This window comes from Micrococcales bacterium, assembly GCA_009784895.1.
In the GTDB taxonomy this organism is placed as follows: Bacteria; Actinomycetota; Actinomycetes; order Actinomycetales; family WQXJ01; genus WQXJ01.
The window spans coordinates 1-11,364 of record WQXJ01000060.1 but is presented as its reverse complement, the minus strand read 5'-3'; the positions used below and the strand labels follow the sequence as shown (position 1 = coordinate 11,364).

General features: G+C 62.7%; 8 protein-coding genes. 2 read left to right on the top strand and 6 right to left on the bottom strand.

Annotated features, from left to right (window positions below):
- Positions 1–109: 109 nt before the first annotated feature.
- From FWD29_08975 to valS, 5 genes are all read right to left on the bottom strand, one after another.
- Entirely contained in the window at positions 110–676 is a 567-nt protein-coding gene (locus FWD29_08975; GenBank protein ID MCL2804062.1) for a shikimate kinase, read from the bottom strand.
- Positions 673–1,497, bottom strand: a complete 825-nt coding sequence (locus FWD29_08970; GenBank protein MCL2804061.1) for an amino acid ABC transporter ATP-binding protein — start codon at positions 1,495–1,497, stop codon at positions 673–675. The genes FWD29_08975 and FWD29_08970 overlap by 4 nt, the downstream gene beginning before the upstream one ends.
- An 8-nt stretch (positions 1,498–1,505) precedes the next feature.
- Entirely contained in the window at positions 1,506–2,297 is a 792-nt protein-coding gene (locus tag FWD29_08965) for an amino acid ABC transporter permease (GenBank protein ID MCL2804060.1), read from the bottom strand.
- A gap of 323 nt (positions 2,298–2,620) precedes the next feature.
- Positions 2,621–3,442, bottom strand: coding sequence for a transporter substrate-binding domain-containing protein (locus FWD29_08960; GenBank protein ID MCL2804059.1), 822 nt, complete (start codon positions 3,440–3,442; stop codon positions 2,621–2,623).
- Positions 3,443–3,602: 160 nt separating this feature from the next.
- A complete protein-coding gene (valS, locus tag FWD29_08955; protein ID MCL2804058.1) occupies positions 3,603–6,209 on the bottom strand; it encodes a valine--tRNA ligase in 2,607 nt (868 codons plus the stop codon).
- A gap of 1,296 nt (positions 6,210–7,505) precedes the next feature.
- Here valS and FWD29_08950 point away from each other — a divergent pair.
- Together FWD29_08950 and FWD29_08945 are read left to right on the top strand one after the other, a co-directional pair.
- On the top strand, positions 7,506–8,105 hold the full coding sequence (locus FWD29_08950) for a DUF559 domain-containing protein (GenBank protein ID MCL2804057.1): 600 nt from the start codon (positions 7,506–7,508) through the stop codon (positions 8,103–8,105).
- 448 nt (positions 8,106–8,553) lie between these two features.
- Entirely contained in the window at positions 8,554–10,314 is a 1,761-nt protein-coding gene (locus tag FWD29_08945) for an AMP-binding protein (GenBank protein ID MCL2804056.1), read from the top strand.
- A 118-nt stretch (positions 10,315–10,432) separates the two neighbouring features.
- Here the strand turns inward: FWD29_08945 and FWD29_08940 are convergent.
- Positions 10,433–11,364, bottom strand: a 932-nt coding sequence (locus FWD29_08940) for a leucine-rich repeat domain-containing protein (protein ID MCL2804055.1), incomplete at its 5' end; no start/stop codon positions are given.

Here is an 11,364-nt window from a genome sequence, read left to right as displayed (position 1 = left end):
TCTACGCCATTGGCGTGGGATTGTCGATCTTCGAAGCCGAATACTGCGTCGAATCACCAGCCCCCTAGGTGCGCCGGAACAAGCACCGACCGGCTCGGCGGAAGCGAGCCTAAGTGTCGGAGCCGGCAGCCAGTTGGTCGTTGATGGCCTGGGCCACCTCGGCCGGTTGAAGGCTGTCGGTCTGGATGGTGCAGGTAGCCACCGCCTCAAAGGCAGGGCGGCGCTGGGCGGCCAATTCGAGCCAGCGGGCCTCCGATCCGCCGGCCCCGCCGCCGCCACCCCCACTGGCCAGCATTGGACGGCGGCGGGAATGGCCAATTCGACTCATCGCCACCGGCAGGGTTACGTCCAAAAAGACCACGGCCCCGCCGGCCGCCAGATAGGCCTGGACCAAGTCGAGGTTTCCCGGATTGGTCAAGGCCCCACCGCCCAAGGCCACCACCCCCGAACCATGAGTCAAGAGGTCAGCGATGACTTGGTGCTCAAGTTCCCTGAAACCGGCCTCACCAACAGCCGCAAAGAGCTTGGGGATCGACTTGCCGGCGCGTCTTTCGACTAGGCGGTCAGCATCGGAAAACGGTACCTGCCACAGTGCCGCCAAAGCCATGCCCGTGACCGACTTGCCGGAACCCATGGGACCCACCAGGACCGGCATCGGGCGCAGCGGACCGCTCACGGTGCCTGGTCTGGGTGAGCCGCTCCCCACTCAGCCTGGTCAAGCTTCGGGTCGAGCGGTTCAGTCTGACCCAATTCGGAATCGTCGACCTCGGTTGGATGCAGCACCCTGTGCAAGAAGACCTTGGCCCGTTCGGTTCGAGGCGCCGTGATGACCTGGGCGGCTGGGCCCTGTTCGACCACTTGGCCCTCGTCCATGAAAATGACCCGGTCGCCCACCTCGCGGGCGAAGGCCATCTCGTGGGTCACCACCATCATGGTCATGCCGGCACCGGCCAGGTCGCGCATAACGGCCAGCACGTCACCGACCAACTCGGGGTCAAGGGCACTGGTCGGCTCGTCGAACAGCATCAACATCGGGTCCATTGACAGTGCCCGGGCTATGGCGACGCGCTGCTGCTGACCGCCAGAGAGCTGACCCGGCCGGGCCTGGGCTCTGTCCGCCAGGCCCACTTTGGCCAAGTTGGCTTGGGCGAAAGCCTCGGCCTCGGCCTTGGGCTTGCGCAGCACCTGGCGTTGGGCCAAGGTCAGGTTCTCCATCACCGACAGGTGGGAAAACAGGTTGAATTGCTGGAAGACCATGCCAACGTGGCGCCGGACTCGGTCCAAGTCGCAATCGGGATCTGTCACGTCGACACCAAGTAGTTCGACCCGGCCGGCGGTTGGTATTTCAAGTTGGTTGACGCAGCGCAGCAAAGTCGATTTGCCGGACCCAGACGGCCCAATTACGCAAACCACTTCGCCTTGGTAAACATCTAGGTCAATGCCACATAGAACCTCGTGGTGGCCAAAGGATTTGTGCAAGCCGCTGATACGGACCACTGCCTGGCTCATTTTGCACCTTCCTTTTGGCCGGCGGATTTCTCCATCCGTCGCACTGCGAAGCTAAGCGGGATGGTGATAATCAAGTAGCAGGCACCTATGGCAAACAGCGAGGTCAAACCACCCACCGGGGCTTTGAGTGACTCGCGCGCGGCCTTGGTCAATTCCCATTCAGAGGAGGTCAGGCCCATAACGTAAACCAGGGAGGTGTCTTTTGTTAGCAAGATGATCTCGTTGGTCACCGGCGGCAGCACAATCCTAATGGCCTGGGGGATCACCACTTTGATCAGGGTCTGGCTGTGTGACAGGCCCAAGGAGCGGGCAGCCTCGACCTGGCCGTGCGGCACTGCTTGGATACCGGCACGTAGTGACTCGGCCAGATAGGCGGCCGAGACCAAACCCAAGGCCAGGGCCGCCTTCAGGGTTACCCCGGGGATTTTCACGCCCATGGCCAACGGCACACCGAAGGCCACTGCGATGACCACCAGCAGGGCTGGCAACCCGCGGAAAAACTCGATGTAGATAGTCGCCAGCCAGCGGTACAAACTGACTGAGGACAGCTTCATCAGGGCCAGCGCCATGCCCACCGACAGTGAGACTGCAAACGCCCCCAAAGTGTATTGCAGCGTGTTGAGTAGGGCTGGGGGGATGCGCGGGGCGGCGATCCTGATGCCTTCCAGCGACATCATCTGCTTGCCGATGGTCTCCCAGTCAGCCAGCAGAATGATCGCCCCGACAGCCGCGACTAAAAGGCCATACTGGACCACCTGCACCACCACAGCCCGTTTACGCGGACTCATGCGGCGCGATGGGCCCAGTATGGCCTCAAAGTCAGTTGTGGTGTATGACGGCCCGGCCCCGGGGCCGAACCCTGGTGTTAGCGGGTCAGCCATGGCGCCACGATCGGTTGCAGATCACGCCATGAGCCTAGTGCCCTGGGGCGGAATGCGGGGTTGCCAGCTTGTCGGGGCGACCGATTGCGCCGGCTGCGACTGGGCCTAGGGGACTGGTGGTTTTCACCGGTCCCCTAGGGCCGCCGTGTGCTTGTCGCCGCGTTTCGGTTGGTCAACGCTTCGCACTGACCACGTCAACACGGTCGGGGTGGGGTTGTTCCCCCACGCCCCTAGAGCGTGCTTTGGGCCCGTTCGAAGGCCGCCGCCACGATCTGGTCGAAGGTGCCATCAGCCTTTAGGCGTTGCAGCGTCGCGTTGATCTGGTCCAACAGGACGGTGTTGCCTTGCTTGACGGCAAAGCCCAGCTTCTCGCCGGTTTGGAAATCGGCCGCAATGGTCATTTCGCCGGTGTCAGCGTAGGGCTGCAACGCCGGCACGTCGTTGAAGACGGCTTCGACTTCACCAGACTTCAGGGCCGTGACTTGGTCGCCCAGGCCTTCGAATTGGCGGATCTCGGTCAGTTCGGCCTGCTCGTTGGCCCACTCCTCGCCGGTGGTGCCCATTTGGACGCCAACCGGTTTACCTTCAACATCAGCCAAGCTGGCTAGGGCTGAATCGGCCATGACTAGCATGCCCATGGTCGACTCGTAGTAGGGCTCGGAGAAATCCATCTTGGCCGCCCGGGCTTCGGTGATTGTCAAGGCCGAGGCGCCTACATCGCAGTCGCCCGTCTCAAAGCCGGTGGCCGATTCGATGATCTCGAAGTTCATTTCCTTGGGTTGCAGCTCAAGGCCCAGGTCTTTGGCGACTTCTGCCATCAGGTCCAGGTCCAGGCCAACGACCTCACCGTCAAGGGTGTCTTCGAAGGGCCAGTAGGGGGGATTGGTGCAAACGGTCAGTTTGCCCGCGGTGACGGGAGTGAAGGTGGCCTCGCCTTTGGCGTCGTTGTTGTTGGTGTCGCCGCCGTCGTCGCCGCTGCCGCAGGCGCCGAGCGCGAGGGATGCGGCCGCCACGAGGGCAGCAATCAGGACTGGAGTAGTGCGCTTCTTCATTATTCGGGGGTGTCCTTTCGCTTAGGCTGCATAACATACAGCCGCTACCATATCTATGCAAGCCAAGTTGCCCGATGCCGGGCCTCACCTTGGCTTGGTTGGTCTCGCCTTGTGGGACGGTGGGCAGCTGCCCCGGGCCGCTCCGGGCCGGCGACAGGCATTATGCACCAGTCCCCAAGTTGGCGCTGACAAGTTCTGGAGTGTCGGTTTTGCCGGCTTCTATGACCAGGTCGATCACCCGACCAGCGGCTTTGATGTCGTCGAAGCCGTCTACGGCCAAAGCTGCCTGGGCGGCCGGGACTGTGACGCGGGCGGTGGCCAGCTCGGTCCGCTGGGACACTTTGGCCTCTGATTTGACCCGACGCAACAGGGCCAACACTTGGCCGGCCGTTTCGAGCACTGCCGGGTCGCCCAGTTGTTCGAGCCCTTGAGCATTAGGCCATTCGACGCGATGGACCGAGCTGCCCTGGGCGTGGAACCAGCTCCAGACCTCTTCGGTGGCGAAGGGCTGGAATGGCGCGAACAGGCGCAGCAGTAGATCGAGGGCCAGGCCCAGCGCCGTGCGGGCGGAGGCCGCCGGCTCAGGGCCGGACAATCCATGGGCCCGGTCCTTGACCAGTTCGATGTAGTCATCGCAGAACATCCAGAAGAAGGCTTCAATCGCCTCCAGGGCCCGGGTGTGGTCGTAGGCCTCCAGGGCCGTAGTGGCCTTTTCGACCACAGCGTCCAGCCAGGCCAACATGGCTCGGTCCAGCGGCTCGGTCACCTTGGTGGCGTCCAGATCGAGCGATCCGTCGGCATTCGGCTCAAGGAAGGTCAAGGCGAATTTCGAGGCGTTGAGCAGCTTGATCGCCAGGCGGCGACCAATCTTCATTTGGCCAACCTCAAAGGCCGCGTCGGTGCCCAAGCGGGCCGAGGCCGCCCAGTACCGCACCGCGTCCGAGCCATGCTGGACCAGCAGGTCCATGGGCGTAACCACATTGCCCTTCGATTTCGACATTTTCTTGCGGTCTGGATCCAAGATGAAACCGCTGATGGCGGCGTTGGTCCAGGGCAGTGAACCGTGCTCCAAGTGGGCCCGCACCACAGAGGAAAAAAGCCAGGTCCTAATAATGTCTTGGGCTTGCGGCCTCAGGTCCATTGGGAAAGTAGTGGCATATAGTTCAGGGTCGTCGCGCCAGTGGGCGGCGATTTGCGGGGAGAGTGACGAAGTGGCCCAAGTGTCCATGATGTCCGGATCGCCGATGAAGCCATCAGGTTTGCCGCGCTGTTCGGGCTTGTAGCCGGCCGGGGTGTCGCTGGCGGGGTCAACCGGCAGATCCGATTCCTTTGGTGTGATTGGCCGGTCGTAGACCGGGTGGCCAAATTGGTCGACCGGATACCAAACCGGGAAGGGCACACCGAAGAAGCGTTGACGCGAGATCAGCCAATCCGAATTCAGCCCTTCGACCCAGTTTTCGTAACGCACCCGCATGAAGTCCGGGAACCACTTCATCTCCTGGCCGCGGGCGATCAACTGGGCGCGCAGGTCCATGTCGACCCCACCGTTGGATAGGTACCACTGGCGGGTTGGAATGACCTCGAGTGGCCTGTCGCCCTTCTCGTGGAACTTGACCGGGTGGGTGATGGGTTTTGGTTCACCGACCATGTCGCCAGACTCTTGAAGCATCTCCACAATCCGCTGCCGGGCTGAGAAGATGGTCAGCCCACCCAGCTCCTTGTAAGCGGCCTGACCGGCCGGGCTGTCGATCCCAACTGGTGCGTCCGGCAACAGCCGCCCGTCCCAGCTCAAAATGGCTCTAGTTGGCAGATGCATTTCACGCCACCAGATGACATCGGTGATGTCGCCGAAGGTGCAGACCATGGCCACACCCGAACCCTTTTCCGGCGTTGCCAGGTGGTGTGCCACCACCGGCACCTCGGTCTCGAATAAAGGCACTTTGACATGCGAGCCGAATAGCGCCTGGTAGCGTTCGTCCTCCGGGTGGGCCACCAGCGCCACACAGGCCGGGATCAATTCAGGGCGAGTTGTCTCGATGAAGACCTTGGCACCATCGGGCACATGGCTGAAACCGACACGGTGATAGGCGCCTGGGCGCTCGCGGTCTTCCAGCTCGGCCTGGGCCACGGCTGTGCGGAAAGTGACATCCCACAAGGTCGGGGCCAACTGCTGGTAGGCCTCGCCGCGCTTAAGGTTGCGCAGGAAGGCTATTTGGGATGTGGCCCGGGAGTGGGCGTCGATGGTCTGGTAGGTCTGGGTCCAATCGACTGACAAACCCAGGTGGCGCCACAGGGCCTCGAACTGCTTTTCATCTTCGACCGTCAGCCGTTCACACAGCTCGACGAAGTTCTTCCGCGAAATGGCCACCTGGTCGGCGGCTTTGGTCGACCGGGCGCTACCTTCATGGGGCGGGGTGAAATCCGGGTCGTAGCCCAGCGACGGGTCGCAGCGCACGCCGTAGTAGTTCTGGACGCGGCGCTCGGTCGGCAGGCCGTTGTCATCCCAGCCCATGGGGTAGAACACCTCTTTGCCACGCATACGCTGGTAGCGGGCCACAATGTCAGTGTGGGTGTAGCTGAAAACGTGGCCTACATGGAGCGAGCCGCTTACCGTGGGCGGCGGCGTGTCGATCGAGTAGACCCGCTGGCGCGGCTGGGTCCTATCGAAGCGGTAGGTGTCTTGTTCGGTCCAGGCGGCATCCCATTTGGCCTCCAGGCCCTCAAGCGAGGGCCTGTCCGGGACGCGTGGTGCCACTGGCTGGTTCATAGTCACGGTGTCCAATAATCGCAGAACTTGAGCAAATGTGTCGCCTGGGTTGACTGGTTGATGGGCAGGAGCCCTAGCGCCGGGCCGTTCAAACCGCCCATTTGGCGCGACACTGACCTCGGGGGTAAATGCCCGCAGGGGCCCACCGAGCAGCGCTGGAATCCGGGGCCGCAGACCCCACACCCGCCGCGTTTCTGAGCCGCGACCGCACCGTTTGGCGCGACACCGAGTCTTGGCACAATCGACTTCACCCCAAACCGGACCAGCGGCAATCGAGTTCACCCTGCACCGCACCGGCCGCAAACGAGTTCACCCTGCACCGCACCGGCCGCAAACGAGTTCACCCTGCACCGCACTGGCCGCAAACGAGTTCACCCTGCACCGCACACCGCATTGGCGAAACCCCAGGTGGCTGCCGGGTTGGAGTCCGGTCTAGCTCAATGTCGATTCCGAACACCCCGGCCAAGCCGACCATTTAGGCGCTCACCGGCCTGGTGGTAATCGAGTTCACCCTGCACCGCACCGGCCGCAAACGAGTTCACCCTCCACCGCACTGGCCGCAAACGAGTTCACCCTGCACCGCACCGGCCGCAAACGAGTTCACCCTGCACCGCACACCGTATTGGCGAAACCCCAGGTGGCTGCCGGGTTGGAGTCCGGTCTAGCTCAACGTCGATTCCGAACCGCCCGGCCAAGCTCAATCTCGACCCGCCCCGGCTGAAGCGCGCGGGGCTGGCCGCGCGGCAGCAGGTGCGCGCTGGTTGGTACTGTCGCCGGTTGGCACATTCGTGAGCCGACCCTGCATGTTATCCCAGCTCAGTGCCCTGTCGATCGTTCTGGGGCTGCCAAATACCGGTGGCCTCGGGTGGCCCGAACTTGCCAAGGTTTTGCCTTCGTCCACAGGTCACTGGTTCCACTGCAGCAAGGCCGTGAGCACCCGGGCAGGATTGGCCCATGGTTGACCGTCGCAGTTCGAAACCGACAAGGCGATTCGATTCGGGGCACAAGAGCCGTCTAAGCCAGATCCCGCCCATTGCTGAGGACCAAGCCGGAGTCTTCACTCGCAAACAGGCGAGGCAGGCCGGATTCACCAGCGACCAGGTTCACTACCGGACCCGCAAAGGCCTTTGGGTGCCTGCCGCTGGCCAGGCTCTGTGCGCGGCCGGCACTCAGTTGACTGTGCACCAAGGTGGTTGGGCAGCCTGGCTGACTTGGCCGGATGCGATTCTCTGGGGACCTAGCGCACTGGTGTGGCAGTGGCCAAAGGTGCCTCGGATGAGGTTGGGCGCAGTCATTGTGAGCTTGCCGACAGCTCGTCGCAGGCAACGCAACCTGATTCCGCGGGTCGTGGTCATGGACGGCGAAGAAGTAGTGCACGGCCCTGGCGGCATGATGCAGCGCCCAGAACTTGCGGCAGTCGATGCACTTGCATTCCTGGACAAGCCAGCGGCCGAGGCCCTATTCGCCTGGTTGGTCACCCGACACAAATTCTCGCCTGAACGGTTTTCCCTGGTCGTGGCCTCCCGCGAGGGCCGCCGAGGTGTTGAGGAGCTTCGCCGCTACGACCTCATGATGCAGCTGGGGGTCGCTTCTACCTTTGAGTTCGACACCGTGACTTTGCTGCTAGACGCGGGCTTCAAGGACTTTGAGACCAACGCCACGATTGAGCTGCCGGGATATCCGCAATTCTGCGTAGACATCTTGTTCAGATACAAAAAGACAATTGTCGAGTGTGATGGCCGCAGGTACCACCAGCATGATGAGGCCTTCGAAACCGACCGGGCCCGCGACCGAGCGCTTCAAGCCTCAGGCTACAAAGTGCTTCGCGTCACCTGGCGAACGATCCATGAGGAACCTGAGGCGTTCCTGGCCGAACTTCGCGCGGCCTTGGCCTAATGCACATCCACCGCTGTACCAGACCACCGCCGCACTGTTGGGCCGGTCACAACTGAGTTCGCTCCCATCCGGACTGGTGGCAATCGACATCACCCTGCACCGGACAGGTGGCAATCGACATCACCCTGCACCGGACAGGTGGCAATCGACATCACCCTGCACCGGACTTGGTTTCGGTGAAACCCCAGGTGGCTGCCGAGCTGGACTGCGGCCTGGCTCAATCTCGATCCAGAACAGCCCGGCCAGGTGGCAATCGACATACCCTGCACCGAACACGCGGGGGCTGGGCGTGGTCGGCAACAGGACTGGCCAGGGTCTGGGAGTGGTCGGGCCTGGCTGGCTGCGACCAGCGAACTGGGACTTTGGCGGGGCCCGCCAAAGACAGGGCCAACATAGTGTGGCGACCTACAGTGCTATCTAACCTACGGTTCCGTAGGGTTGGTGTCTCGTGAGCCATGACCAACGCGCCGCCGCTTCCCAGGCGCTGGGCGATATTCCGCGCCGAACTGCCAGGCGCCTCAGGGACAAGACCGCCGTAATAGACGGCGATTTCGCCATGACATTTGCCCAGCTCGACGCCCGGGTAGACGCCCTGGCGGCCGCTTTCCAGGCACAAGGTCTGGTCGAAGGCGATGTGGTGGCCTGTCTTAGCCGCAATTGTTGGCAGATGGCGGTGCTGCCATTCGCCGCCGCCAGGGCCGGCCTGATCTTCGCCCCAATAAACTTCCTACTGTCTGGCCAAGAAGTTTCTCAGATCCTGGAGTTGACCCAGCCCAAGCTGTTCTTAGTCGAGGACCATTTGGTCGCAACCGGTTCGGCCGCCGTGGGACTAGCCGGGCAAGCTGGACCGACCGACCAAGCCGAGGCGGCTGCGGGCAGCGGAGGGTCGGGCATCGGGCGCTGGGAAAAACTTGGCGTGGCAGATCCGGCTGTTTCGGGCCGTCTGGCCCAACCGGCCAAACAGACTGAGCGGGCTGGCGCCACCGAAGACGGCGGCGCAAACGGTGCCAGGCAAGGAGCGCCAACTTGGCGCAACAGGCCGGCCATGGTCAAGGCGGTCTTGACAACCGGCCGAACCCTGCCACCTGACGGTTGGCAGAACACCACACCCTGGTTTGAACCGGGCCCAGAACCGACCCCGGTTCAGGTCAGCGATCATGATGTGATCCGCCTGATGTTCACTAGCGGTACCGAGGCCAAGCCCAAGGCCGTGCGAATGACCAGCCGGGCTCTGATGTGGCAGTACATGTCGACCATCGTGGGCGGCTCAATGACCCAGGATGACATTGAGCTTCACGTCATGCCGCTTTACCACTGCGCTCAGCTAGACGTGTTTCTGATCCCTGACGTGCTGCTGGGCGCGACCTCGGTAATCCTGCCTTCCGGCGGCCCGGGCAGGGTCCAAAAGGCGATTCAGGCCCATGGTGTCAACAAGCTGTTCGCCACGCCTTCGAAGTGGATCGAGCTGCTGCATTCGCCGGCCTTCGACCCGGCGGTGATGGGGCAGTTGACCAAGGGCTACTACGGCGCGGCCGCTATGCCCGTGCCAATCCTGCGGGAGATGGATCGGGTGCTGCCTGCTCTGCGCCTGTGGAACTTCTACGGCCAGACCGAGATGGCGCCGGCCGCCTGCATTCTGCCGCCTGAGGACCAGCTAAGCCACGCCGGCTCGGCCGGGCAGCCGGCCATCAACGTCGAAATGGCGATCCTGGATCCGGACGGGCGGGAGCTGGAACCGGGCCAGGTCGGTGAGGTGGCGTTTAGATCGGCCCACGCTTGCCTGGGCTATTTGGCCGATGCCGCCGCCACCGACCGCCTATTCCGTGGCGGTTGGTTGCACACCGGTGATTTGGGCTACCTCGAAGACGGCCGGTTGTATTTCGTTGACCGGGTCAAGGACACCATCAATGTGGGCGGTGAAAAGGTGTCATCACGAGAGGTCGAAGAGGTGATCTACCAGCTCGATGGCGTTCACGAGGCGGCCGTCTTTGCCGCGCCACACCCCAAGTTCCTGGAAATGGTGGTGGCTGCGGTGGTGCCCAAAGAGGGCCACCAGCTCGATCCGGAGGCGGTCATGGCTCATGTCCGCTCAAAGCTGGCCGGCTTCAAGACCCCCAGGCGGGTGGTGGTGCTTGATTCGCTGCCCAAAAACGCCAGTGGCAAGATCCTCAAACGCGAACTGCGGGCCCAGTTCAGCCAGGACTCCTGAGCGCGTGGTGCCAAACCCCAACCTCGCGGCGTTCATGGGAAACCAAACCCCTACCGTGCCGAAGAGTACGGTGCCCGTCCAAGGGTGGGCACCTGTGCCGCCTGCCGCACCAACCCTTTCAGCTGGCGCGGTGGGCTGGTTGGTGGTGGGTCCGCCGCGAGACGCGTAGGGCCACACCGGTAACCAGTAGGGCCAACGCCAGGGCCACCATGGGCCTTGAATCGGTGCCCGTCCACGGGTGGGCGCCTGTGCCGCCTTGCGCACCAACCCGGTTAGGTGGCGGCGGGTTGGGCACCGGTGGCGGTGGCGGTGGCGGTGGCGGCGGCCCGGCGGTCACCACGATCGTGTGCGCCCCGGAGAACAGCGGCTGACCACCCGGCAAAACCGGTTGAGACCAAGTGAACGTGTACACGCCCGGCGCATTGAACACCACCGTGCTGTTCGGCATTGCCACCATGGTGTCCGCAGCACCAGCCGTAACCGTGGGCGCGGAAGTGACAGTGAACGTGCCCGGCGTAATCGACCCGAGAATCTCGCTGCCATCGTGATGGGTGATCGTATACAACGCCAATGGTTTACCCACCTGGGTAGTGAAACCAGCCGGCGCCTGATCATGGGCCTCAGCAATCAACGACGCCGACCCACCCAAAGGCGACAAGTCAGTGATCTGGTTGTAAGCCAGATAGAACAACGTCGACCCGACCAAACCAGTCAGAGAACTCACATCAGTGACCTGGTTTCCGGTCAAGTCCAACAAAATCAACGACATTAGGCCGGCCAGAGGGCTGACATCAGTGACCTGGTTGGAGTCAAGGTTCAACACTGTCAAACCGGTCATGGCGCTCATATCCGGTAGGTCCTGGATCTGGTTGGAATCCAAATACAGTTCCTGCAAACTGGCCAATCCGGTCAACGGGCCAACATCGATGATCAGGTTGTCACTCAACCGCAGGATTTGCAGGTTGACAAACGCTTCCAACCCGGTCAGATCAGTGATCCCCAGTGAGGAGCAATCCAACGAGGTCAACGACTCGGCTTCAGTATCGGTGA